This is a genomic window from Streptomyces sp. RFCAC02, assembly GCF_004193175.1.
Lineage (GTDB): Bacteria > Actinomycetota > Actinomycetes > Streptomycetales > Streptomycetaceae > Streptomyces.
This window is the reverse complement of record NZ_SAUH01000001.1, coordinates 5,597,860-5,622,296: the sequence shown is the minus strand read 5'-3', so window position 1 is coordinate 5,622,296 and position 24,437 is coordinate 5,597,860. Positions and strand designations below refer to the sequence as shown.

Annotated in this window: 21 protein-coding genes; 8 read left to right on the top strand and 13 right to left on the bottom strand. The window is 73.9% G+C overall.

The window, feature by feature from the left end:
* Positions 1–7: 7 nt before the first annotated feature.
* The 3 genes from fahA to hppD form a co-directional block, all read right to left on the bottom strand.
* Positions 8–1,249 (bottom strand): fumarylacetoacetase, encoded by a 1,242-nt coding sequence (gene fahA, locus EMA09_RS25915; RefSeq protein WP_129843381.1) that lies wholly within the window; start codon positions 1,247–1,249, stop codon positions 8–10.
* Positions 1,246–2,451, bottom strand: a complete 1,206-nt coding sequence (locus EMA09_RS25910; protein ID WP_129843380.1) for a homogentisate 1,2-dioxygenase — start codon at positions 2,449–2,451, stop codon at positions 1,246–1,248. Before EMA09_RS25910 ends, fahA begins: the two co-directional genes overlap by 4 nt.
* Before the next feature lie 63 nt (positions 2,452–2,514).
* Positions 2,515–3,720, bottom strand: coding sequence for a 4-hydroxyphenylpyruvate dioxygenase (gene hppD, locus EMA09_RS25905; RefSeq protein WP_129843379.1), 1,206 nt, complete (start codon positions 3,718–3,720; stop codon positions 2,515–2,517).
* Between the two features lie 172 nt (positions 3,721–3,892).
* On the opposite strand from hppD, the gene EMA09_RS25900 reads away from it, so the two are divergent.
* Positions 3,893–4,426 (top strand): Lrp/AsnC family transcriptional regulator, encoded by a 534-nt coding sequence (locus EMA09_RS25900; RefSeq protein ID WP_129843378.1) that lies wholly within the window; start codon positions 3,893–3,895, stop codon positions 4,424–4,426.
* A 173-nt stretch (positions 4,427–4,599) separates the two neighbouring features.
* Complete coding sequence (locus EMA09_RS25895) at positions 4,600–4,968, top strand: hypothetical protein (RefSeq protein ID WP_129843377.1); 369 nt, start codon at positions 4,600–4,602, stop codon at positions 4,966–4,968.
* Here EMA09_RS25895 and EMA09_RS25890 read toward each other — a convergent pair.
* The 4 genes from EMA09_RS25890 to EMA09_RS25875 form a co-directional block, all read right to left on the bottom strand.
* Positions 4,952–5,542 carry an AAA family ATPase gene (locus EMA09_RS25890; protein WP_240796571.1) on the bottom strand — a complete coding sequence of 197 codons (591 nt, stop codon included), beginning with the start codon at positions 5,540–5,542 and terminating at the stop codon, positions 4,952–4,954. The genes EMA09_RS25895 and EMA09_RS25890 overlap by 17 nt on opposite strands.
* 169 nt (positions 5,543–5,711) lie before the next feature.
* Positions 5,712–7,904, bottom strand: a complete 2,193-nt coding sequence (locus EMA09_RS25885) for an MMPL family transporter (protein ID WP_129843375.1) — start codon at positions 7,902–7,904, stop codon at positions 5,712–5,714.
* Between the two features lie 95 nt (positions 7,905–7,999).
* Positions 8,000–9,580, bottom strand: a complete 1,581-nt coding sequence (locus EMA09_RS25880) for an AbgT family transporter (RefSeq protein ID WP_129843374.1) — start codon at positions 9,578–9,580, stop codon at positions 8,000–8,002.
* A 29-nt stretch (positions 9,581–9,609) separates the two neighbouring features.
* Positions 9,610–10,845: an amidohydrolase family protein gene (locus EMA09_RS25875; protein WP_240796570.1), complete on the bottom strand. Its 1,236-nt coding sequence runs from the start codon at positions 10,843–10,845 to the stop codon at positions 9,610–9,612.
* A gap of 93 nt (positions 10,846–10,938) precedes the next feature.
* On the opposite strand from EMA09_RS25875, the gene EMA09_RS25870 reads away from it, so the two are divergent.
* Entirely contained in the window at positions 10,939–12,018 is a 1,080-nt protein-coding gene (locus tag EMA09_RS25870) for an AsnC family transcriptional regulator (protein WP_346655857.1), read from the top strand.
* 44 nt (positions 12,019–12,062) lie between these two features.
* Here the strand turns inward: EMA09_RS25870 and EMA09_RS25865 are convergent, their stop codons facing one another.
* From EMA09_RS25865 to EMA09_RS25845, 5 genes are all read right to left on the bottom strand, one after another.
* Positions 12,063–12,665, bottom strand: a complete 603-nt coding sequence (locus EMA09_RS25865; RefSeq protein ID WP_129843372.1) for a histidine phosphatase family protein — start codon at positions 12,663–12,665, stop codon at positions 12,063–12,065.
* Positions 12,658–14,307: a glucose-6-phosphate isomerase gene (pgi, locus tag EMA09_RS25860; protein WP_129843371.1), complete on the bottom strand. Its 1,650-nt coding sequence runs from the start codon at positions 14,305–14,307 to the stop codon at positions 12,658–12,660. Before pgi ends, EMA09_RS25865 begins: the two co-directional genes overlap by 8 nt.
* The gene (gene opcA / locus EMA09_RS25855) at positions 14,300–15,319 is read right to left on the bottom strand and encodes a glucose-6-phosphate dehydrogenase assembly protein OpcA (RefSeq protein ID WP_129843370.1); all 1,020 of its coding nucleotides are present in this window, start codon (positions 15,317–15,319) and stop codon (positions 14,300–14,302) included. The genes pgi and opcA overlap by 8 nt, the downstream gene beginning before the upstream one ends.
* Entirely contained in the window at positions 15,316–16,854 is a 1,539-nt protein-coding gene (zwf, locus tag EMA09_RS25850) for a glucose-6-phosphate dehydrogenase (protein WP_129843369.1), read from the bottom strand. The genes opcA and zwf overlap by 4 nt, the downstream gene beginning before the upstream one ends.
* A 140-nt stretch (positions 16,855–16,994) precedes the next feature.
* Complete coding sequence (locus EMA09_RS25845; RefSeq protein WP_129843368.1) at positions 16,995–17,801, bottom strand: SAM-dependent methyltransferase; 807 nt, start codon at positions 17,799–17,801, stop codon at positions 16,995–16,997.
* A 326-nt stretch (positions 17,802–18,127) separates the two neighbouring features.
* Between EMA09_RS25845 and EMA09_RS25840 the strand changes: the two genes are divergently transcribed.
* The 4 genes from EMA09_RS25840 (at position 18,128) to gndA (ending at position 21,954) form a co-directional block, all read left to right on the top strand.
* On the top strand, positions 18,128–18,850 hold the full coding sequence (locus EMA09_RS25840; protein WP_129843367.1) for an N-acetyltransferase: 723 nt from the start codon (positions 18,128–18,130) through the stop codon (positions 18,848–18,850).
* A 9-nt stretch (positions 18,851–18,859) separates the two neighbouring features.
* Complete coding sequence (locus EMA09_RS25835; RefSeq protein WP_129843366.1) at positions 18,860–19,495, top strand: nucleoside/nucleotide kinase family protein; 636 nt, start codon at positions 18,860–18,862, stop codon at positions 19,493–19,495.
* Between the two features lie 117 nt (positions 19,496–19,612).
* Entirely contained in the window at positions 19,613–20,443 is an 831-nt protein-coding gene (locus tag EMA09_RS25830; protein ID WP_129843365.1) for an aldo/keto reductase, read from the top strand.
* A gap of 71 nt (positions 20,444–20,514) precedes the next feature.
* Positions 20,515–21,954, top strand: coding sequence for an NADP-dependent phosphogluconate dehydrogenase (gene gndA / locus EMA09_RS25825; protein ID WP_129843364.1), 1,440 nt, complete (start codon positions 20,515–20,517; stop codon positions 21,952–21,954).
* A gap of 20 nt (positions 21,955–21,974) precedes the next feature.
* On the opposite strand, the gene EMA09_RS25820 is transcribed toward gndA, so the two are convergent.
* Positions 21,975–22,607 (bottom strand): TetR/AcrR family transcriptional regulator, encoded by a 633-nt coding sequence (locus EMA09_RS25820; protein WP_129843363.1) that lies wholly within the window; start codon positions 22,605–22,607, stop codon positions 21,975–21,977.
* A gap of 175 nt (positions 22,608–22,782) precedes the next feature.
* Between EMA09_RS25820 and EMA09_RS25815 the strand changes: the two genes are divergently transcribed.
* Positions 22,783–24,402: an ATP-binding cassette domain-containing protein gene (locus EMA09_RS25815; protein ID WP_129843362.1), complete on the top strand. Its 1,620-nt coding sequence runs from the start codon at positions 22,783–22,785 to the stop codon at positions 24,400–24,402.
* The last annotated feature ends 35 nt before the right edge of the window (positions 24,403–24,437 follow it).

The window sequence follows — 24,437 nt, the reverse complement described above, 5'->3', positions numbered from 1 at the left end:
CCGGACGTCAGACGGCGGGGACGGCGGGGGTGACGCGGCCGCGGACCTCGCCGAGGCCGACGCGGGTGCCCGCCGGCCCCGGGGCGTCCGCCGTGACGGTGACCTCGTCGCCGTCGTGCAGGAACGCCCGGCGCGTGCCGTCCGGCAGGGTCAGGGGACGCGTGCCGCCCCCGGTCAGTTCGGCGAGCGAGCCGCACTCGCCGTCCCCGGGGCCGCTCACGGTGCCCGAGGCGAGCAGGTCGCCGGTCCGCAGCGGCGCGCCGCCCGCCGTGAGGTGCGCCACCTGCTGCGCCGCCGTCCAGTACATGGCGGCGAACGGCGGCCGGGCGACGGTGTGGCCGTTCAGCGTGACCGTCAGGTCGATGGCGAGGCCCCACGGCTCGGCCGCCGTGTCGTCCAGGTACGGGAGCGGGCGCGGGTCGCGCGGCGGCGGCGCGGTCCTGGCGTGCGCGAGGGCGGCGAGCGGCACAACCCACGGGGACACGGACGTCGCGAACGCCTTGCCGAGGAACGGCCCGAGCGGCACGTACTCCCACGCCTGGAGGTCGCGCGCCGACCAGTCGTTCACCAGGCACACGCCGAAGAGGTGCCGGGCGGCGCCGGCGAGCGGCACCGGGCGGCCGGGGGGCGCCGGCGTGCCCACGACGAAGCCGACCTCCGCCTCGAAGTCGAGCCGCAGGGACGGGCCGAACGTCACCGCACCCCCGCCGTCGCGCCGCTGCCCGGACGGCCGGGTGACCGGTGTCCCCGAGACGACGACGGAGCCGGCGCGGCCGTGGTAGCCGAGCGGCATGTGCCGCCAGTTCGGGGTCAGGGGCTCGCCGCCGGGCCGCAGCAGCCGGCCCATCCGCGCCGCGTGGTGCTCGCTGGCGTAGAAGTCCGTGAAGTCGGCCACGGTGAACGGCAGTTCCGGGACGGTGGTGACGGCCGGGCGGAGCAGCGGCTCGATCACCGGCCGGAACCGTTCGACCGTCAGCCAGTCCGTGACCGCGGCGCGCACCTCGGCCCAGGCTCCTGCCCCGGCGGCGAGCAGTCCGTCCAGCGTCCCGGCCGCGAACAGCGGTGCGCGGCCGGGCAGCAGGGCCGCGCTCGCCGCCGTCAGGTCGAGGACGAGGTCGCCGATGGCGACCCCCGTCCGCGGCCCGGGCAGGCCGGCCGCGCGGAAGCTGCCGTACGGCAGGGTGTGGACGCCGAACGGGTGGCCGGGGGGTACGTCGAGCCAGGTGGTGGCGGTCGGTGCGGCCGTCACCGTGTGCCGCCCGCCCAGCTGAAGGCGTACCGGCCGTCGTCGGCGGCCGAGCCCGCCTCGCCGAGTTCGAGGGGGTGGAACGTGTCGACCATGACGGCGAGTTCGTCGAAGAACGCGGCACCGAGCGAGCGTTCCACGGCGCCCGGCTGCGGCCCGTGCGCGTGGCCGCCGGGATGCAGGCTCACCGAGCCCTGGCCGATGCCCGAGCCGCGGCGCGCCTCGTAGTCGCCGCCGCAGTAGAACATCACCTCGTCCGAGTCGACGTTCGAGTGGTAGTAGGGCACGGGGACGGCCAGCGGGTGGTAGTCGACCTTGCGGGGCACGAAGTTGCAGATGACCAGGTTGCGCGCCTCGAAGACCTGGTGGACGGGCGGCGGCTGGTGCACCCGCCCGGTGATCGGCTCGAAGTCGGCGATGTTGAATGTGTACGGGTACAGGCAGCCGTCCCACCCGACGACGTCGAACGGGTGGGTGGCGTACACGTACCGCGTCCCGGTGACCCCGCCGTCCCCCGGCCGCGGGGAGCGGTGCTTGACCAGGACCTCGACGTCGGTGCCGGGCACCGTCAGCGGCTCGGCGGGGCCGCGCAGGTCGCGCTCGCAGTACGGGGCGTGTTCGAGGTGCTGGCCGTGCCGTGACAGGTGGCGGGCGGGCGGCGCGATGTGGGAGTTGGCCTCGATGACGTAGCAGCGCACCGGGTCGGGTCCTGTGGGCACCCAGCGGTGCGTCGTGCCGCGCGGCAGGACGAGGTAGTCGCCGGGGCGCACGTCGAGGCTGCCGAAGACCGTCTCGACGGTGGCTGACCCGGCCTCCGTGTAGACGCACTCGTCCCCGATGGCGTTGCGGTACAGGGGGCTCGGCGCGGCGGCCACGGCGTAGGAGATCCGCACGTCCGCGTTGCCGAGGACGAGGCGGCGGCCGGTCACCACGTCCCACGACCCGGCCCGCCGGGTGTCGAACAGGTCGTGCAGCCGGAAGTGCCGTGGCAGGAGCGGCGTGTTCGGGGTCGTCGCGAGGTCGCCGGGCCGCCACGGCGACGCGGCGGTGATCGCCGACGGGATGCCGGTGTGGTAGAGCAGCGCGGAATCGGAGGAGAAGCCCTCCTCCCCCATCAGCTCCTCGCTGAGGAGGGAGCCGTCGGGGCGTCGGTGCTGCGTGTGGCGTTTCGGCGGGACGTCGCCGACGCGGCGGTAGTGGGGCACGGCGGGCGCCTTTCGGTACGGGCGGGGGCGGTGCGGTGCGGGGCGTGCGGATGCGGGGGAGCGTCAGAAGTTGCCGCGCCTGGCCTGCTCGCGCTCGATGGCCTCGAACAGGGCCTTGAAGTTGCCCTTGCCGAAGCCGAGGGAGCCGTGCCGTTCGATGAACTCGAAGAAGACCGTGGGACGGTCGCCGATCGGCTTGGTGAAGATCTGCAGCAGGTAGCCGTCCTCGTCGCGGTCCACGAGGATGCCCCGGCTCCGCAGTTCCTCGACGGGCACCCGCACCTCGCCGATGCGTGCCCGCAGTTCGGGATCCGAGTAGTACGTGTCCGGTGTCGGGAGGAACTCGACGCCCCGCGCGCGCAGCGTGTCGACGGTGGTGAGGATGTCGCCGGTGGCGAGCGCGAGGTGCTGCGCGCCGGGGCCGCCGTAGAACTCGAGGAACTCGTCGATCTGCGACCGCTTGCGCCCCGCGGCCGGCTCGTTCAGGGGGAACTTGACGCGGTGGTTGCCGTTGGCGACGACCTTGCTCATCAGCGCCGAGTACTCCGTGGCGATGTCGTCGCCGATGAACTCCGCCATGTTCGTGAAGCCCATGACGCGGCGGTAGAAGTCGACCCAGGTGTCCATGCGGCCCAGTTCGACGTTGCCGACGACGTGGTCGAGCGCCTGGAACACGCGCCGCGGCTCGTCCGCGCCCCGCTTCCGCCCCGAGGCGCGGGCCACGTATCCGGGCAGGTAGGGGCCGGTGTAGCGGGACCGGTCCACGAGGCTGTGCCGGGTGTCGCCGTACGTGGCGATGGCGGCGACGCGTACCGTGCCGTGCTCGTCCGACACGTCGTGCGGCTCCTCGACCACCCGGGCGCCCTGCGCGCGGGCGTGGGTCACGCACCGGTCCACGTCCGGCACGGCGAGCGCGATGTCGATCACGCCGTCGCCGTGCCTGCGGTGGTGGTCGAGCAGCGGCGAGGCCGGATCGACGCCGCCCTTGAGGACGAACCGGACGGACCCGGAGCGCAGGACGTACGCGTGGTGGTCCCGGTTGCCCGTCTCCGGACCCGAGTGGGCGACCAGCTCCATGCCGAAGACCGACTGGAAGAACAGGGCGGCCTGCGTGGCGTTCCCGACGGCCCACACGACGGCGTCCCACCCGCTGACGGGGAACGGGTCGCCGGCGGGGTCGTGGTCCACGAGGCCGACGAGGCGGCGCAGCTGCTCGGCGTCGGGCTCGGCGGCCCGGTCGGGTCCGGTGAGGGTCGGGTCGGTGGTCATGCGGGCCTCCTCGCCGCGTCGTCGCGCACCGCGCGTCCGCCAGTCACCCCAGGACACGACGGGGCGCGGGTGGTGCGCAAGCGAGCCGTCACCGGCTGGTCCGTCTGCACCGGCGGCCCCCTCGCGCGGGTGACCGGCTGTACAATCTGCCCACTGCGCGGGAGGGGCGGGCATGGGGACAACCGGCGGCGGTCACCGGCTCGACGCGCTCGACGTCGACCTGCTGACGGCGCTGCGGCGGCAGCCGAGGGCGGGCGTCCTCGAACTGTCACGGGCGCTGCGCGTCGCGCGCGGCACGGTGCAGGCGCGCCTCGACCGGCTCGAGCGTTCGGGCGTCATCACGGGGTACGGCCCCGATCTGGACGTGGGCGCGGCGGGTTTCCCGGTGCAGGCGTTCGTGAGTCTCGAGATCGCTCAGGGCGCGCTCCAGGACGTGGCGGCGGAGCTGGCCGCACTGCCGACCGTGCTGGAGGCGTACGCCACGACGGGGCAGTCCGACGTGCTGTGCCGGCTCGCCGCCGCCTCGCACGAGGACCTGCAGGACACGCTGCTGCGGCTGAACCGCTCCGGGACGGTGGCGCGTTCGACGAGTGTCGTCGTGCTGTCCACGGTGGTGCCGCCGAGGACGGAGCCCCTGCTGCGCCGCCGGCCGCTGGACGGGCCGCGCCGGGCGCCGGCCTACCGGGCGGACGCGCCGGCGCGCTGACGGGCGGCACCGCGGGGCACATGGCGTCACATGTCCGGCATGACGGACGGATGTCACCTACAGTGCGAAGCGGGTGCCGCGCCCCGACCCGGGGTACCCGCAGGTCCGGCCGCCCGGCAGGCCCGGCCGGCCGTCCATCCGTAGTCCGCGATGCCGTGAAAGCTGTGATGACCATGGGTACTTCTCAGGACGAGAGCAGTGTCAGCGTCCATCTCACCGACTGCGGCCGTGACGCGGCCCGCGCGGTGTTCGACGTGCTGGAGGCCGCCTACCCCGGCCATGAGCCCGACCTCGGCTCCGGCGGGCAGCCGGGTCGGCCCGTCGTGTGGAGCATGATCGTCTCCACCGACGCGCACCGCGACGGGGCACGGCCCGCGGGGGCGCCGCTCGGCGAGGCCGTGGACGCCACCCTGACGGGCAGTCCGGACGGTGTGACGCAGGTCGGCGGCGTGCTGGCGGGCGCGTTCCGCGCCGAGGAGACCGGCCGGGTGCCCGGCGAGCACGAGTGCGAGGTGCGGGTGCGGCTCACCGGTCGGGAGTGAAGCACAGCAGGCGTATGGCCGCCGCGGCCTCCGCGTCGAGCAGGGTGGCCGAAGCGCAGCCGGGCGGGGGGCCGCCCGCCGCGACGTCGGCCACCAGCTCGGCCATCGCGGCCCGGTGCCGGCGGAACGCCCGGGCCGAGACGGACCGGCCGCGCTCCTCCTGCCGCGCGACGGCCAGGTCGGGCGGCACGTCGATGAGGACGAGGTGCAGTGCGACGCCGCGCCGCCGCGCGGTCGCGGCCAGTCTGCGCCGCACCCAGCCGCGCCGGCCGCAGTCGTGGACGACGAGGCTGCCGGCGGTGCGGGCGGCGCGCGCCAGCCGCAGGTGGTGGGCGGCGCGGACCAGCGGCCGGTAGACGGCGTACGGCAGGCGCGCGGGCAGCCGGCGCGCCCAGCGGTCGCGGGCGTCCTGGGAGTCCACGCGGATCACCGCGCCGTCCGGGTCGTCGAGGCGCGCCATGAGGGTGGACTTGCCGGCGCCGGGGAGTCCGGAGACGACGACGCGGTGTCCGGCGGGCCAGGCGAGCGTGCGCGGCCCGATGCCGGCGGTGCCCCGCAGATCGTGGACGGTCACCGCCCCGGTGCCCGGTCGCGCGGGCGCGGGATCACTGGGGCAGGAGGGTGATCCGGCGCTGTCGGGCCGGATCATCTGGCGCTCCGTATCGACGAGTTGGGTGGAACCGTGGACTCACGGTAGCCGCCGTGCACGAGCAGCCGCAATGCGGCGCGTATCACGTCGCCCGTCACGTCCCGCCGGCGTGCCGCGCGTGCGGCTCCGTGAGCCGGTGGCCCTCGATGTCCGGGTCGGGCAGGAAGCGGTCGAACCAGCGCGGGTGCGACCAGATGCGGCGTCCCGCGAGCGCCATGACGGCAGGCACCAGCGTCAGGCGCACCACGAACGCGTCCAGGAGCACGCCCACAGCGAAGCTGAAACCGATCGACCGGATGATCGGGTCGTCCGTCACCATGAAGGCGACGAAGATCGAGAACATGATGAGGGCCGCCGCCGTGACGACGCGGGCGGCCCGTCCGGTGCCGTGCTCGACCGCGGCCCGCGCGTCACCGGTCGCCGTGTACTCCTCCTTGACCCGCGAGACGACGAACACCTCGTAGTCGCTGGAGAGGCCGAAGATGATCGCCAGCATGATGATCGGCAGGAAGCTGACGGTCTCGGTGGGGGTGATGTCCAGCAGGTGCCGCCCCCAGCCCCACTGGAACATGGCGACCTGCGCGCCGAAGGCGGCGCACACCGACAGCAGGAACCCGGCGATGGACTTCAGCGGCACGAGGAAGGTGCGGAAGGCGAACGTCAGCAGGATGAACGCCAGGCCGACGACCACGACGAGGAAGACGGGCAGGGCGGAGGACAGCTTGGCGGACACGTCGATGTCGGAGGCGGTGCTGCCGCCGACCGTGAGGTGGGCGCCGGTGCCGGCGGCGAGGTCGTCGCGCCGGTCGCGGATGCGGTGGACGAGGTCGGCGGTGCCCTGGTCGCTCGGCCCGGTGCGCGGGACGACCTGGATGACGGCGAGGCCGTCGCGCTGCGCGAGGGGCTGCGCCGTGGCGACGCCGGGCAGGTCACCGAGCGCGCCGGTGACGCGCCGGACCGGCTCCTCGCCGTCCACGCCATCGGCGACGACGAGCAGCGGGCCGTTCGCCCCGGGGCCGAACCCGTCGGCGACCAGGTCGTAGGCCCTGCGCTGCGTGTCGGACTCGGGCTTGGACGCGCCGCTCGGCAGGCCGAGCCGCATCTGCGTGGCGGGCAGGGCGAGAAGCCCGAGGAGGACGATGCCGCCGATGAGCAGTGGGACGCGTGCGCGCACGACGAACCGCGCCCAGGCGGCGCCGGCGCCGTGCCCGGGCTCGGTGGCCGAGCGGCGGGCGACGTGCTCGGGCCGGCCGGGGCGGCCCGGCGGGCGCACGAACCGCACGACGCGGTCGCCCGCGAAGCCGAGGAAGGCCGGCAGCAGGGTGAGGGCGATCAGCATGGCGATCAGCACGGACACGGCCGCGCACACGCCCATGACGGTGAGGAAGGGGATGCCGACGACGGACAGGCCGAGCAGCGCGATGACGACGGTGAGCGCGGCGAAGACGACGGAGCCGCCCGCCGTGCCGGTGGCGAGCCCGGCCGCCCGCTCGCCGGGGATGCCGTTCAGCAGGTTGTCCCGGTGGCGGAAGAGGATGAACAGGCCGTAGTCGATGCCGCAGGACAGGCCGAGCATGAGGGCGACCGTCGTGGAGGCCGACGCGATGTCCACCAGGGCCGCGGCGGCGGTGACGCCCGTCATGGTGATGGCGATGCCGATGACGGCCGTGACGACGGGCAGGAGGGCGGCGGCGAGCGCGCCGAAGGTGATCAGCAGGATGACGAGGGCGATGACGAGTCCGGCGAGTTCCGGCAGTTCGGAGACCTCCGTCTGCCAGCCGGGGTAGACGCTGCCGGAGTACTCGACCCGCAGGCCGGCGCGCTCGGCGGGGCGCACGGCCCGTTCCACCGCGTCGAGGGTGCTCTGCTCGACGGTGCCGGGGTCGGTGCGGAACTGGACGGTGCCGAGGGCCACCGTGCCGTCGCGCGACACCTGGGGGCTGTCGCCGTCGAACGGGCCGGTGGCGGACGCGGCCTGCGGGACGTCCGCGAGCGCGCGGAACGCCTCCTCGATCCCGGCGCGCGGTCCGGGGTCGGTGACCTTCGCCGATCCTTCGGCGGCGAGGACGACCTGCGTCTGCCCGCCGCCGAAGGCGGGGAGCCTGCGCTCCAGCAGGTCGGTGGTGCGCTGGGCCTCGGTGCCGGGGATGGTGAACACGTCGGTGGTGGTGCCGCCGCTCAGGACGGAGGTCAGGGCGGCCACGACGGCGGCGGCGAGCCAGATGCCGAGGACCAGGCGGCGCCGCCGGAACGCCCACCGCCCCAGCCGGAACAGAAACGCGGACATGGAGTTCCTTCCCGCAGACCACTGGTGATCTTCTCCGGGGAGGACCGGTCACGACATTTCCGACACGCTGGGGCGGTGGACCGTGCGGGCGCGGGTCAGGGCATGTGGATGTCCGCGCCCGGGCCGAGCGGGATGTCGAACCCGTAGAAGATGCCGAGCACCGCGAGCCACGCGATGAGGTAGGGCACCACGAAGATCGACAGCCGCGACAGCAGGGTGCCGAGCTGCGCCGAGGGCTCGTACCGCCGCAGCAGGGCGAGCGTCAGGAACAGGTACGGGTTCATCGGGGTGATCATCTGCGTGGCCGAGTCACCGATGCGGAACGCCGCCTGGGTGAGCGCCGGCTCCATGCCGAGCAGCATGAACGTCGGCACGAAGACCGGCGCCATGAGGGACCACAGGGCGGAGCCCGAGGTGATGAACAGGTTCAGCAGGGTCACCAGCAGGACGAACAGGACGATGCCGGTGAAGCCGGTGAGCCCGATGGACTCCAGTCCCGCGGCGCACTTCACGGCCAGCAGGGTGCCGACGTTCGACCAGTTGAAGACGGCGATGACCTGCGCGATCGCGAAGATCAGCACGATGTAGGACGACATGCTGGTGACGGACTCGCCCATCATCCGCGGCACGTCCTCGGGCTTCGCGACGGTCTTCACGACCGCGCCGTACACGACGCCGCACACCAGGAACGCCACGAACAGGACCGGGATGACGCCGCTCAGCAGCGGGGAGGGCACGAGCGCGCCGCCCTCGCCGCGCAGCGGGCTGCCGGGGATCAGCCAGCCGCCGATGACGATCACGGCGTAGACCAGCAGGACGAGCCCGGCCCACAGCAGGCCGCGCCGCTGGATCGCGGTGACCTCGGTCGTCACGCCGTCGGCGCCGAACTCGGCGGACGGGTCAGCCTCCGGCTCGGGCAGACGGGGCTCCAGCACCTTGTCGATGAGGAAACCGCCGAGAAGGCCGAGGAGGGCGCTCGCGACGGCCGTGAAGAAGTAGTTGACCAGGATGTGGGTCGGGGAGTCGGCGCCCATCGGCAGGACGGCGGTGGCCTGCTCGGTGATGCCCACGTACAGGGCGTCGAGGGAGCCGACGACGAACCCGGCCGCGTAGCCGGCGCAGGTGCAGGCGAAGCCGCCGATGAGGCCGGCGACGGGGTTGCGCCCGGCGCTGCGGAACGCGAGCGCGGCCAGCGGCGGGATGACGAGGATCGATATGTCGCTCATCACGTGGCCCTGGCAGGCCACGAACGCCACGACGTACGGCAGGAAGCGGGCCGGGGCGCGGGCGATGGTGGCCCGCACCACGGTCTCCAGCAGACCGGACCGCTCGGCGACGCCCACGGCCATCATCATCAGCATGACGGTGCCGAGCGAGGGGAATCCGGTGAAGTTGGGGACGAGGTTCTCCAGCAGCCACTGGAGACCCTCGCCCGTGAACAGGCCCTTGATCTCCAGGGTCTCGCCGCTGCCCGGCACCGTCACGTCCGCGCCGGCGGCGGCGAGGACGCTGGAGATGGCGGCGAGCAGGACGAAGAGCCCGCAGAAGAGGAAGAACGGGTGCGGCAGGCGGTTGCCCGCGCGTTCGATGCCGCCGAGGACCCGGTCGAGGAGGCTGGTGCCTCCCGGTCCGGGACCCCCGGAGCCGCCCGGGGACTGGGCGAGGGTCTCCTGCATGATGCGCGTGTACCTTTCTCGGGCGCCCGTCAGTGCGCGGGAGCCGGGGCCTTGCGAACGACGCCCTGCTGGACGACGTAACGGATGCGGTCGGAGTCGGCGAGGACGGCGATGTCGGCGAGCGGGTCGCCGTCGACGACGACCAGGTCGGCGGCCTTGCCGCGCTCCAGGGTGCCGACCCGGTCGGCGAGACCGAGCAGCTCGGCGCCGGTGCGGGTGCCGGCCACGATCGCGTCCATCGGGGACATGCCGAGGGACACGAGGTGGCCGAGTTCGCGGAGGTTGCGGGCGTGCGGGCAGACGCCGGAGTCGGTGCCGAGCGCGATCTTCAGGCCGCGCTCGATGGCGCGGGCGATGTTGACCTTGGTGCGCTCGGACCAGCGGACCTTCTTCTCGTAGTGGTACGGCTCCATGCGGGCCTTGTCGATGCCGTCGAAGGTCGTGGAGAGCGTCGGCACGATGAAGGCGCCCAGCTCGCCGGCGAGGTCGCAGGCCTCGTCGTCGAGGCCGTAGGCGTGCTCGACGCTGGTGACGCCGCCGCGCAGCGCGTTCATGATGCCGGCGAGGCCCTGCGCGTGGGCGGCGACGGGGCGGCCGCCGTGGCGGGAGACCTCGTCCACGACCGTGCGGATCTCCTCCTCGCTCAGGCCCTCGTCGTCGGGCTGGTCGTGGGGGCTGCCCATGCCGCCGGTGGCGCACAGCTTGATCACGTCGGCGCCGTCGCGCAGCAGCCGGCGGACGGCGATGCGGGTCTCGTCCACGGTGTCGACGATCTCGCCCATGCCGGCGGAGGTGTCGTAGCCGTCGGGGGTGGTGAAGTCGGCGTGGCCGCCGGTGTGGCCCATGATGCGGACGGCCGTGTGGAGGCGCGGTCCCTCGATGAGGCCCTCGGTGACGGCGGTGCGGAAGCCGGCGGGGGTGCCGCCGAGGTCACGGGCCGTCGTCACGCCCGCGAGGAGCGTGTCGCGCATGCGTTCGGCGGTGCGCAGGACCTGGAGCGTCGGGTCGGAGGCGAAGCGCTGGCCGATTTCCGCCGGCTTGGCCACGGAGAAGTGGACGTGGCAGTCGATGAAGCCCGGCAGCACGGTCCGTCCCGCGACGTCGATGACGCGGGCGTCCGGGGCCTGCGGCGGGGCGCCCGCGGCGGGTCCCGCGTAGGTCACGTCGCCGTTCGCGTCGGTGTGGACGACCGCGTCGGCGACGGGGGCGGCGCCCGTTCCGTCGATGAGGCGGGCTCCGGTCAACGTCAGGGGTGTGCTCGGCACAGCGACTCCTCGGGCTGGGGATTTCTCTCGCGATATGGTCGTTTCATACTATGAAGACGCTGTTACATCGCAGGAATCGTTCAGGAGGCGCCCGTGACCGCAGGAATCGGTCATCCCCGGGGGACGCAGACATCGGTCGTTCCGGCGTCCGGCGGGGTACTCCTGGATGAACTGGATCTGGCCATCGTGCACGCCCTGCAGATCCAGCCACGCGCCCCCTGGACCCTCATCGGCTCGGTCCTCGGCATCGACCCGGTGACCGCCGCGCGCCGCTGGGCGCGGCTGCGCGACTGCGGCGCCGCCTGGGTGGACGGCTATCTGTTCCCCTCCCAGGAGGACATGACCTGGGCGCAGCTCGAGATCATGGTGAACGGCGCGCGGCTCGACGCGGTGGCGCGCACGCTGTGCGACGACCCCGGGCTCCTCAGCCTCAAGCAGACGTCGGGCGGTCGCGACCTCGTCGCGCTCGTCCAGGCCCGGGACCTCGACGCGCTGGCCGGCTACGTCAGCGACCGCGTCTGCCAGGTGCCCGGCGTCCACGGCGCGCGGATCCATGTGATCACCGCGACACCGTTCGAGGGCAGCCAGTGGCGGCTGCGCGCGCTGGACGCCGCCCAGCGTGAACGGCTGCGGCCGCCCGTCGCGCGGCCCTCGGGTCCCACCCCCACGGGCCCGCCGCTGCGGGAGGTGGAGCGGCGCATCGCGGTCGCCCTCGGCACGGACGGCCGGATGCCGCTGGCGGAGCTGGCCAGGGAGGTCGACGCGAGCGTCGCCACGACCCGCCGCAGCCTGACGCGGCTCATCAGCGGCGGGCGGCTCGCGCTGCGCTGCAACCTCGCCCGCCCGCTGACCGGCTGGCCGGTGTCCGCGATGTACTTCGCCTCCGTGCCCGCCGAGCACCTGGACGTCACGGCGGCGGCGCTGCGGACCCTGCCCGAGCTGCGGCTGTGCACCATGACGGCCGGGCCGCACAACCTGTTCCTCGACGTGTGGCTGCGCGCCCTGCACGACGTGCACGCGCTGGAGGCGCACCTCTCGCGGGAGCTGGGCCACCTGAACCTGCGGGTCGGCGAGCGGTCGGTGATCCTGCGCACGTACAAGCACGTGGGCCGCGTCCTCGATCCGCGCGGCCACAGCGTGCGGACGGTGCCGATCGACACCTGGTCGGCCTGAGCGGACGGCCGGCGGCCCGGGCAGGGGGGCCGCCGGCCGTCCCGTCACCCGGTGGCCGCCCCGGCGTTCCAGGCGGTCACGACGGGCTTGCCGTGCTCGGTGCCGAGGCGGCCGACCGTGCCCGTCTCCAGGAAGAACAGGCTGCCGCCGGCCACCGGCAGGCCGAGCCGCCGCGCGGTCAGGACACGCAGGAAGTGCGCGTGCGCCACGAGGACGACGTCCCCCGCGTCCGGGTCGCGCAGCAGGTGGCCGACGCGCGCCAGCACCCGGTCCGCGCGCTCGCCGACCTCGGCCGGGCTCTCCCCGGGGTGCTCGGGCGGGCCGGGGGCGACGCCGTCCGTCCACAGATCCCAGCCGGGCCGCTCCCGCTGGATGTCGTCCGTGGTGACGCCCTCGTACCCGCCGTAGTCCCACTCCCGGAGGTCGGCGTCCTGCTCGGCACCGTGCAGGCCCGCCAGCTCGGCCGTGCGGCGGGCGCGCTCGAGCGGGCTGACGAGGACCAGCGCCGGGGCACCGGCGAGGAGCGGGGCGACGGCACGCGCCTGCTCCTCGCCACGGGCCGTGAGGGGGAGGTCGGTCCAGCTCGTGTGCCGGTGCGAGGCGCTCCACTCCGTCTCGCCGTGCCGGACCAGGACCAGGTCAGCCATGGTCCCTGAGGGTGCGGTAGTGGTGGACGAGGGCGGTGGTCGAGGCGTCCAGGCCCGGTACGTCCGCGCCCTCGGTCAACGCCGGCTCCACCCGCCGCGCCAGCACCTTCCCCAGCTCCACACCCCACTGATCGAACGAATCGATCCCCCACACCGCACCCTGCACGAACACCTTGTGCTCGTACAACGCCACCAACTGCCCCAACACCGACGGCGTCAACCGATCCGCCAGCACCGTCGTCGTCGGACGATTCCCCCCGAACGTCCGATGCGGCACCAACTCCTCCGCCACACCCTCCCCCCGCACCTCGTCCGCCGACTTCCCGAACGCCAACGCCTGCCCCTGCGCGAACATGTTCGCCATCAACAGATCATGCTGCGCAGCAAGCCGCCCCTCCACCCCCGGCACCGGCCGCGCGAACCCGATCAGATCCGCCGGCACCACCCGCGTCCCCTGATGCAACAACTGGAAATACGCGTGCTGACCATTCGTCCCCGGCGTCCCCCACACCACAGGACCCGTGTCCCACCCCACCGGCTCACCCTCACGCGTCACCGACTTGCCGTTCGACTCCATGTCCAACTGCTGCAAATACGCCGGAAAACGCGACAAATAATGACTGTACGGAAGCACCGCATGCGCCTGCGCCCCGAAGAACGCCCCGTACCACACCCCCAACAACCCCAGAATCACCGGAACGTTCTCACCCAACGGCGCCGACCGGAAATGCTCGTCCACCAACCGGAACCCCTCCAGCAACTCCCCGAACGCCTCCGGACCGATCGCGATCATCAACGACAACCCGATCGCCGAATCGAACGAATACCGGCCCCCCACCCAGTCCCAGAACCCGAACATGTTCGCCGTGTCGATCCCGAACCGCCCCACCTCCTCCGCGTTCGTGGAGAGAGCGGCGAAGTGCAGGGCGACCGCCTCAGGACCGGCACCGAGCCGCTCCAGCAGCCACTCCCGCGCCGACGTCGCGTTGGTGATCGTCTCGACGGTCGTGAACGTCTTCGACGCGACGATGAACAACGTCTCCTCGGCGTCCAGGTCACGCAGCGCCTCGTGCAGGTCGGACCCGTCCACGTTCGACACGAACCGCACATCCAGCCGCCGGTCCGCATACGGCCGCAACGCCTCGTACGCCATCGCAGGACCCAGATCCGAACCACCGATGCCGATGTTCACCACCGAACGGATCGGACGCCCCGTCGCCCCCACCCACTGGCCCTCGCGCACCGCCCGCGCGAACACCGCCATACGGTCGAGCACGGCGTGGACGGCCGGCACGACGTTCTCCCCGTCCACCTCCACCACCGCATCACGCGGCGCACGCAACGCCGTGTGCAGCACCGCCCGGTCCTCCGTCACATTGATCCGCTCACCACGGAACATCGCATCCCGCAACGACGCCACACCCCGCGCCTCCGCCAGACGCCCCAACAACCCCAGCGTCTCCCCCGTCACCAGATGCTTCGAATAATCCACATACAGATCACCCACCGACACCGACAACCGCTCCGCACGCGACGGATCCGCGTCGAACAGCTCCCGCAGCCGGGTGCCGCCGAACTGCTCGCGGTGCTCCGCCAGCGCGGTCCACTCGGGCAGCCGGGTGAGGCGGGTCGCGTCAGACATGGTTCTTCTCCTGCTGGTCGTGCGTGTCGTGCGCTTCCTGTGCTTCGATCCTCCGCTCCCCTTCCGTCTCGCGCGACTCGCCGTCGCGCGGGCGGGACGGGGCGGTGACCCGGGCCGCCAGGGCGGCGGCGTACGCCTCGTCCGGGTCGAGGCGGCGCAGTTCCTCGGCGATCAGCTCCGCCGTGCTGCGGACCTTGAGCGCCAGGGTGCGCGTGGGCTGGCCCGGTATCGAGAGGCGGGCGACGGGGCCATCCGGGCGGTCGATGACGATCTGGCCGTCGGAGGTCCGCAGCCGGACGGCCGTGACGACCGGCCCGTCGGTGACGATCCGGTCGACCGGCACCCGCAGGCGGTCGGCGAACCAGCGGGCGAGCAGTTCGGCGCTCGGGTTGTCGGCCTCGCTCTCGACGGCCGCCGAGGTGACGGCCGCGCCGCCCTCGTCCAGCGCGGCGGCCAGCATCGACCGCCACGGCGTGAGCCGCGTCCAGGCGAGGTCGGTGTCGCCCGGGGCGTAGGCGGCGGCCCTGGCGTCCAGCGCGCGCAGGGGCTCCTCGACGGCGTACGCGTCGGTGATGCGGCGCTGCGCGAGCGCGCCGAGCGGGTCGCGGGACGGCACCTCCGGCGCGTCCACCGGCCACCAGACGACGACGGGGGCGTCCGGCAGGAGCAGCGGCAGGACGACGGAGTCGGCGTGCTCGGCCAGCTCGCCGTGCAGCCGCAGCAGGACCGTCTCGCTGCTGCCCGCGCCGGCCCCGGCCCTGATGTCGGCGTCGAGGCGCGACTCGGTGCGGCGGGGTCCCCGGCCGGGGCGGCGGATCACGACGAGGATGCGGGACGGGTGCTCGGTGGACGCGTCGCGGGCCGCCTTGAGCGCGTCGTGGGCGTTCTCCTCGTCGGTGACGATGACGAGGGTCAGGACCATGCCGACGGCGGGGCTGCCGGCGGCGCGGCGGGCCGCGACCAGGGCCGCGTTGATCCTGGCCGAGGTGGTACCGGTCAGTTCGGTGCTCATGGCCGCCGCCACGTCCTTCCGTCTCGTGCGAGCATCTCGTCGGCCTCCGCCGGCCCCCAGCTTCCGGCCGGGTAGTCGGCCGGGGCGCCGTGGGTGTCCCAGTACTCCTCGACCGGGTCGAGGATGCGCCAGGACTCCTCGACCTCCTGGTGGCGGGGGAAGAGGTTCGCGTCGCCGAGGAGCACGTCGAGGATGAGCCGCTCGTACGCCTCGGGGCTGGACTCCGTGAACGACTCGCCGTACGCGAAGTCCATGGTCACGTCCCGGATCTCCATCTGGGTGCCGGGCACCTTGGAGCCGAACCTGACGGTGACGCCCTCGTCCGGCTGGACGCGGATGACGAGCGCGTTGTGCCCCAGCTCCTGCGTCTCCGAGGTGTCGAACGGCGAGTGCGGCGCGCGCTGGAACACCACCGCGATCTCCGTCACGCGCCGCCCGAGTCGCTTGCCGGTGCGCAGGTAGAAGGGGACACCGGCCCAGCGGCGGGTGTCCACCTCCAGGCGCACGGCCGCGTAGGTGTCGGTGCGGGAGGCCGGGTCGATGCCCTCCTCCGCCAGGTAACCGAGGACCTTCTCGCCGCCCTGCCACCCGCCCGTGTACTGGCCGCGCACGGTGTCGCGGCCGAGGTCGGCGGGCAGGCGGACCGCGCGCAGCACCTTCAGCTTCTCGGCCATCAGGGCGTCGGCGTCGAAGTCGGCGGGCTCCTCCATCGCGGTGAGGGCGAGGAGCTGGAGGAGGTGGTTCTGGATGACGTCGCGGGCCGACCCGATGCCGTCGTAGTAGCCGGCGCGGCCGCCGATACCGATGTCCTCGGCCATCGTGATCTGCACGTGGTCGACGTAGCCACGGTTCCAGACCGGCTCGAAGAGCGTGTTGGCGAAGCGGAGCGCCAGGATGTTCTGGACGGTCTCCTTGCCGAGGTAGTGGTCGATCCGGAAGACGTCCCGGGGGCGGAACACCTCGTGCACGACCTCGTTCAGCTCCCGCGCGGTCGCGAGGTCGCGGCCGAACGGCTTCTCGATGACGGCGCGCCGCCACGAGCCGGCCGGCGCGTCGGCCAGGCCGTGCTTCTTGAGCTGGCGGACGACCTGCGGGAAGAACTTCGGCGGCACCGACAGGTAGAAGGCGAAGTTCCCGCCGGTGCCGCGTGCGGTGTCCAGGGCGGCGACGGTCTCCCGCAGCCGGGCGAACGCCTCGTCGTCCCCGAAGTCGCCGGGGATGAACCGCATCCCCTCGGCGAGCTGCTGCCACACCTCCTCGCGGAACGGCGTGCGCGCGTGTTCCTTGACGGCGTCGTGGACGACGCGGGCGAAGTCCTCGTCCTCCCAGTCGCGGCGGGCGAAGCCCACCAGGGAGAAGCCCGGCGGCAGCAGGCCGCGGTTGGCCAGGTCGTACACCGCCGGCATCAGCTTCTTGCGGGACAGGTCACCGGTGACCCCGAAGATCACCAGGCCCGACGGGCCGGCGATGCGCGGCAGCCGGCGGTCGTTCGCGGTGTCGCGCAGCGGGTTGGTCCACTGCTCGGTATCCGTCATGGGTCAGCCCTCCCGCGCGGACGGACCGGATGAGCCGGGCGCGCCGGCGGGGACAGTACGGGACATCGCATCTCCTGATCGTGTCGTGCGGAAGGTTCAATGTTCCGTGTGCCCGGCTCATTCCCGGGTCTGCCGGTCCGTCAGGGCTTGCGCGCGACGGCGCCGATGCCGCTGCTGCGGCGCTCGTCCTCACCGGCCGGAGTCTCCGCGCGCCAGTCCACCAGCGGTACGATGCCCGGCTCGACCGGCTCCAGGCCGTCGAAGTAGCCGGCGACCTGGGCGGGGGTGCGCAGGTTGTAGGGGACGGCGCCCGACTCGTTGTACTCGTCCTGCGCGGTGCTCCAGTTCTCGTCCGTGTTGACGGCGTCGTGCAGCGACAGCCAGCTTCCGGACGGCAGTCCCGCCATGAGGCGCCGCACGATGTCGCGGGCCTCGTCGTAGGTGCGGACGTGACCGAGGACGCCGCTCAGGATCAGGGCCACCGGCTGGGAGAAGTCGAGCAGTTCGGCGGCCTGGGCGAGGATCTTCTCCGGGTCGTGGAGGTCGGCCTCGATGTAGCGGGTCACGCCCTCGGGCGAGGAGACGAGCAGGGCGTGCGCGTGGAGGAGGACGAGCGGGTCGTTGTCCACGTACACGACGCGGGACTCCGGCGCCACGCGCTGCGCGATCTGGTGCGTGTTGTCGGCCGTCGGCAGCCCCGTGCCCACGTCGAGGAACTGCCGCACCCCGGCCTCGCCGGCGAGGAACCGCACCGTCCGGGCCAGGAACGCCCGCGCGGCGCGCGCGCTGGTGAAGATGTCGGGGAACGCCTCGGCGTACTGATCGCCCGCGAGCCGGTCCACCTCGTAGTGGTCCTTGCCGCCCAGCCAGTAGTTCCAGATGCGGGCCGAATGCGGCACCGTCGTGTCGATCGCCGGGGTGTCCTGGGCCGCGTACTCGTCAGTCATCCGCCGTTGTCTCCTGCTTCTCGCCTGCTTCGGGCGCGACCGTGTCCGGTCGGCCGTGGCGCCCATGGAAGCATCCCGCCCCACACCGCGCCACCACCGCCCCGGCACATCAACTCCACGATCGCGCAGGGAGGTTGCGCGATCACTTACCGGTCTTCCCGGCGGACCGCCGTGCCCCGTCCCCCGCCCCGGGCCTTCGGCCGGTCCGGCGAGGGTGCGCGCCGGTCCGGCGCGCGGACCGGGCCGTGACCGGCGGCGACCTTAAGGTGGCCGCCGGTCCGCGCCCCTCGGGCGGGCGCGGCGGGCGAGGAAACGGGTGAGGCGGCGTGGACGAGGGCGCGGCGGTCGTACGGACCCTGGACGGTCCCGGACCGGTGCTCGACCGGCTGGACGCCGAGGTGCTGCGGCCCTCGTTCAGCGACGACGAGCTGTCACCGCCGGACGAGCTGCGGGAGGGCGTGGCGTCCGGCGCGCTGTCCGTGCTGTGGACGGACGGCGGCGCGCGGGGGCCGCTCGCGGCGGCGGTCGGGGACTTCGACCGCCGGCACCGGATCGTGCTGCTGACGTGGCTCGCCGTGCGGCCCGGACTGCGGGGCGGCGGGATCGGCGGGCCGCTGCTCGACGCCGCGGTCGCGACATGGCGCACCGCGCACGCCCCGTGCCTCGTCCTGGCCGAGGTCGCCGATCCCGCGCACCACACGAGCGAGGCGGCGCACGGCGATCCGGCGGCACGGCTGCGCTTCTACCGGCGGCACGGCGGGCGGGTCCTCGACCTCCCGTACTTCCAGCCGGCGCTCGGCCCCGGGCGGCGGCGCGTGCCGCACCTGCTGCTCGTCGTCCTGCACGCCGATCCCGGGTTCGCGGGGTCGGCGCCGGACACGGTGGACGGCGGCGTGCTGCGGACCTGTCTGGAGGAGCGGCAGGCCGCGTCGGAGGGGGCGGTGGGCACCGATCCGGAGTCGGCCGCGCTGTGGCAGGCGGTGGAGCGCCCCGGCGGGGTGCCGTACCGGCCGGACGGACCCCAGGGTCTGTCGCCGGACAGGCCCTAAGGTCGGAGCATGGAGATGACCGACCTGGTGGCCGACGCCCGGGCGCTGTGCGGCGCGACGGGCCGGACCGTCCTCGGGCTCGCCGGTCCGCCGGGGGCGGGGAAGTCCACCCTGGCGCGGGCGCTCGTCACGGCGCTCGGCCCCCGGGCCGCGTATGTGCCGCTCGACGGCTTCCACCTGTCGAACGAGCAGCTCGACCGGCTCGGGCTGCGCTCCCGCAAGGGCTCCGAGCCGAGTTTCGACGTGTGGGGGTACGAGGCGCTGCTGCGCCGCCTGGTGACGGAGCCGGAGCGCGAGGTGTACGTGCCGGACTTCGACCGCGCCCTGGACGAGCCGGTCGCCGCCCGGCACGTCGTACCGGCCGCCGCGCGCCTGGTCGTGACGGAGGGGAACTACCTCGCCTGCGACCTGCCGGGCTGGCGGGCGGCGCGGCGGTGGATGGCCGAGGTCTGGTACGTGGCGGCGCCGCCGGAGACCCGGGACGCCCGGCTGATGCGGCGGCATGTGGGCCACGGCCGGGACGCGGCGGCCGCGCGGGCGTGGATCGACGGCAACGACGCGCCCAACGCCGGGCTCGTGGAAGGGTCCCGCGCCGCGTGCGACCGTGTCCTGCGGGACGTGCGGCTGCCCGGGGATGCCCGTTAGCGCATCTTTCCTCCCGGTTCGGGGGGTACGGCCGCATCCGCGCGTTAGGCTGGCGGGACATGATCGCGAGGGGACCGGCCGCGCCCGCTCCCCCGTCCCGCCGATCGAGGAGGAGCCGTGGCGACCGCCCCCCTGCACACCCTCAACGACTCGCACACCCTGCCGGCCATCGGATTCGGCACCTACCCGCTGACCGACGACCAGGCCGGGGAGGCCGTCGCCGGCGCGCTCGCCGACGGGTACCGGCTGATCGACACGGCCGTGAACTACCGCAACGAGACGGGTGTCGGCGCCGGCCTCGCCCGCTCCGGCGTGCCCAGGGACGCCTGGCTCGTCACCACCAAGCTGCCGGGCCGCGACCACGGCCACGACGAGACGCTGGCGTCCTTCGCCGGCTCCCGCGAGCGCCTGGGCGTCGACCGGGTCGACCTCTACCTCATCCACTGGCCGCTCCCCCGCGTCGACAAGTACGTGGCGTCCTGGCGCGCCATGATCGAGCTGCGGGAAGCGGGCCTGGTCCGGTCCATCGGCGTCTCCAACTTCACGCCCGAGCACCTGCTGCGTCTGGAGCGCGAGACGGGCGTCATGCCGGCCGTCAACCAGATCGAGATGCATCCGCTGCTGCCGCAGGAGGAGCTGCGGGCGTTCCACGCCGAGCACGGCATCGTGACCCAGAGCTGGAGCCCGCTCGGCCGGGGCAGCGACCTGCTGGCCGACCCGGTGATCGGCTCGATCGCGGCGGCGCACGGGGTGAGCCCGGCGCAGGTGGTGCTCCGGTGGCACATCCAGCTCGGCGCCGTGCCGATCCCGAAGTCGGGGAACGCGGAGCGCCGCCGGCAGAACGCGGACGTCTTCGGCTTCGCGCTGGACGAGGACGAGCTGGCGGCCGTCGCCGACCGCCCGCACCGCCGCATCGGCGGCGATCCGGACGAGCAGGAGGAATTCTGACCCCCGGGGGCAGAAGCGGCGGAAGGGGCGGGAGACAAGCAGCGTCGGACACGGACGATCGGAGTTGGGACATGGCGCGGCAGGCACAGATCGGGGTCACCGGGCTCGCGGTGATGGGCCGCAACCTCGCGCGGAACCTCGCACGGCACGGCCACACGGTCGCGCTCCACAACCGGACGGCCGCGCGGACCCGCGAACTGGTGGAACGGTTCGGCGACGAGGGCGACTTCGTCGCGACCGAGTCGGCCGAGGAGTTCGTCGCCGCACTGGAGCGGCCCCGCAGGCTGGTCGTCATGGTCAAGGCCGGCGAGCCGACGGACGCGGTGATCGACGCGTTCGCGCCGCTGCTCGAACCGGGCGACATGATCATGGACGGCGGCAACGCGCACTTCGAGGACACCCGGCGCCGCGAGGCTGCGCTCCGCGAGCGCGGGCTGCACTTCGTGGGCTGCGGCATCTCCGGCGGCGAGGAGGGCGCGCTGAACGGGCCGAGCATCATGCCGGGCGGCTCCGCCGAGTCCTACGCGGCGCTCGGGCCGCTGCTGGAGAGCATCGCGGCGAAGGTCGACGGGGAGCCGTGCTGCGCGCACATGGGGCCCGACGGCGCAGGACACTTCGTCAAGATGGTCCACAACGGCATCGAGTACGCCGACATGCAGCTCATCGCCGAGGCGTACGACCTGCTGCGGCGGGTCGCGGGCTTCGAGCCGGCGCGGATCGCGGAGGTCTTCCGCGGGTGGAACACCGGACGCCTCGACTCCTACCTGATCGAGATCACCGCCGAGGTGCTCTCGCACACGGACGCGGCGACGGACCGGCCGTTCGTCGACATCGTGGCCGACCGGGCGGAGCAGAAGGGCACCGGGCGGTGGACGGTGCAGACGGCACTCGACCTCGGGGTGCCCGTGTCCGGCATCGCCGAGGCCGTGTTCGCGCGCTCCCTGTCGGGGCACGGCCGGCTGCGGGAGGCGGCGCGCGGCCTGCCCGGGCCGGCGCGTCCGGTCCTGCACCCGGACGACGCCGCGCGCTTCGCCGACAACGTCGAGGAGGCGCTGTACGCCTCCAAGATCGTGGCGTACGCGCAGGGCTGGCACCTGATCGAGGCGGGCAGCGCGGCGTACGGGTGGGACATCGACCGGGGCGCGGTCGCGCGGATCTGGCGCGGCGGCTGCATCATCAGGGCGCGCTTCCTCGACGAGATCAGGGCGGCCTACCACGGCGGCGGGGACGCGCCCGTGACGCTGCTGACGGACCCGACGTTCGCGGAGGCGCTGCGTGCCGCGCAGAACCCGTGGCGCCATGTCGTGGCCGAGGCGACGGAGCTGGGTGTGCCGGTGCCGGGGATCTCCTCCGCGCTGGCGTACTACGACGCGCTGCGCGCCGAGCGGCTCCCGGCGGCGCTCGTGCAGGGGCAGCGCGACTTCTTCGGCGCCCACACCTACGAGCGGGCGGACCGTCCGGGCACGTTCCACACGGAGTGGGCGGGCGACCGGGCGGAACAGGAGGTCTGACCCGGCCCCGTGCGCCCCGCTCAGCCGCCGCCCGGCGGTCCATCCGGCGTGAAGGCGCCCGCCGCCCCGGCGAGCACGGCGGCCCTGGCGGCGTGCCGGGGCAGGCCCGGGTCGTGCGGTGTGTGGAGCAGCACGAGCTGGTGGTAGAGCGGCGCGGTGGCCGCGATGAGCAGGCGCCTCGCGTCGGTGCCGGGCGGCAGTTCACCGCGCCCGACCGCCCGGTGGACGACTTCCTCGCAGCGGGTGTACCGGTCGTCCCACAGCCGCCGCTGGGCCTCGGCGGCCTTCTCCGAGCGGAACGACGCCGCGATCAGCGCCGCCATGACGGACGGCCGCGCGGCCATGGCCGTCTGGATCTCCTGGTTGAGCGCCGTCAGGTCGCCCTCGATCGAGCCGGTGTCGGCCGGCCGCCAGTCGTCGTCGCCGGCGGCGTCGAGCACGTCGGCGAGGAGGCCGCCGACATCCCCCCAGCGCCGGTAGACCGTCGCGCGGTGCACGCCGGAGCGCGCGGCGACGGCGTCGACGGTGAGCCCGTCGTAGCCGTGCTCGCCCAGCTCCGCGAGCACCGCGTCGAGCACCTGCGCGCGGACGCGGGCCGTACGGCCGCCGGGACGGCGGCGGGGCGGGGGATCCGCGGGGGGCATCGCTGTCATGCGGTCGCTCACAGGTCGGTTGCTCGGGGTCGGTTGCCCGGAGGGGCGGTGCCGTGCCATCATCTTAACGCATCAGTTGTCGCACTAGTGGAGTGATCGATGCTCTTCCGCAGCGTTTCCCCGACCCCGCGGCCCTCGGCGGCCGCCCCGTCACCGAACGCTCAGGAGCACCCGTATGACCGCACAGATCACCGCGCTCGACGTCAGCAAGTCCTTCGACGGCCGGGTCGTCCTCGACTCGGTGACCTGCTCGCTCGCCACCCGTGAACGCGCCGGGATCGTCGGCGAGAACGGTTCCGGCAAATCCACCCTGCTGCGCCTGTTCGCCGGCCTGGAACAGCCCGACCGGGGAGAGATCGTCGTCCGGGCCACCGGCGGCGTGGGCCACCTGGCCCAGGACGAGCGGCTCGACCCGGCGGCCACCGTCCAGGACGTCATCGACCGCGCCCTGAGCGACCTGCGCGCCGTCGAGCGGCGGATGCGCCGTCTTGAGGCCGCGATGGCCGGCGGCGACACGTCCGGCATGGCCGAGTACGGCGAGCTGGCGACGGTCTTCGAACTGCGCGGCGGCTACGACGCCGGCGCCCGCGTCGAGCGCGCCCTGCACGGGCTCGGCCTCGGACTCGTCGGCCGGGACCGCACCGTGGGCACCCTGTCCGGCGGCGAACGGGTCAGGCTGCGGCTGGCCGCCCTCCTGGCCGCGGCACCGGAGGTGCTGCTGCTCGACGAGCCGACCAACCACCTCGACGGAGCCGCCCTGGAGTGGCTGGAGGACCACCTGCGCACGCGGCGGGGCACCACGGTGGCGGTCTCCCACGACCGCCTCTTCCTCGAACGCGTCGCCACCGGCCTGCTGGAGGTGGACGCCGACCGGCGCCGCGTCGTGCGGTACGGCAACGGGTACGCCGGCCACCTCGCCGAGAAGGCCGCCGCCCGGCGGCGCTGGATCGAGGCGCACGAGCGGTGGCGCGCCGAGACCGAACGGCTCCGCGAGGCCGCCGCGACCACCGCCCGCCGGGTCGCCCCCGGGCGCGCGATCAAGGACGGCAACAAGATGGCCTACGACCGCGCGGGCGGCCGCGTGCAGAAGTCGCTCGCCGGCCGGGTCCGCACCGCGGAGGAACGGCTGCGCCGCCTGCTCGCCGACCCGGTCCCCCGGCCGCCGGAGCCGCTGCGCTTCAGGCCCGCGCCGCGTGCCGGCCGCCCGGAGGGCGCCGCGCTCGCCGCCACCGGCGTCGCCGTCACCGGGCGGCTCGCCCCGGCGGACCTCACCGTCGGCGCGGGCGAGCGGCTGCTCGTCACCGGGCCGAACGGCGCGGGCAAGAGCACCCTGCTGCGCGTCCTCGCCGGGCGCCTCGCGCCCGACGCGGGCGGCGTCACCCGCCGCGGCAGGACCGGCCACCTCGCGCAGGACCCGCGGCCCGGCGCACCGGACGACACCGTGCTCGCCGCCTTCGCGCGCGGCCGGGCGGGCCACGCCGACGAGCACGCGGAGAAGCTGCTGTCCCTCGGCCTGTTCGGCACCGACCTGTTCGCGGTGCCCGTCGGGCGGCTGTCCACCGGGCAGGTGCAGCGGCTCGCGCTGGCGCGCCTGCTCGCCGAGCCGGCGGACATCCTGCTGCTGGACGAGCCGACCAACCACCTGTCGCCCGCGCTCGCCGAGGAGCTGGAGGCCGCGCTGGCCGGGTTCGACGGCGCCCTCGTCGTCGTCAGCCACGACCGCCGGCTGCGCGAGCGCTGGCGGGGAGCCCACCTCGTCCTGCGCGCGGCCGCGGAATCCGCCACCGCGGCCTGACGCCCACGACGACCACCCGGCTCATCACGAACGCG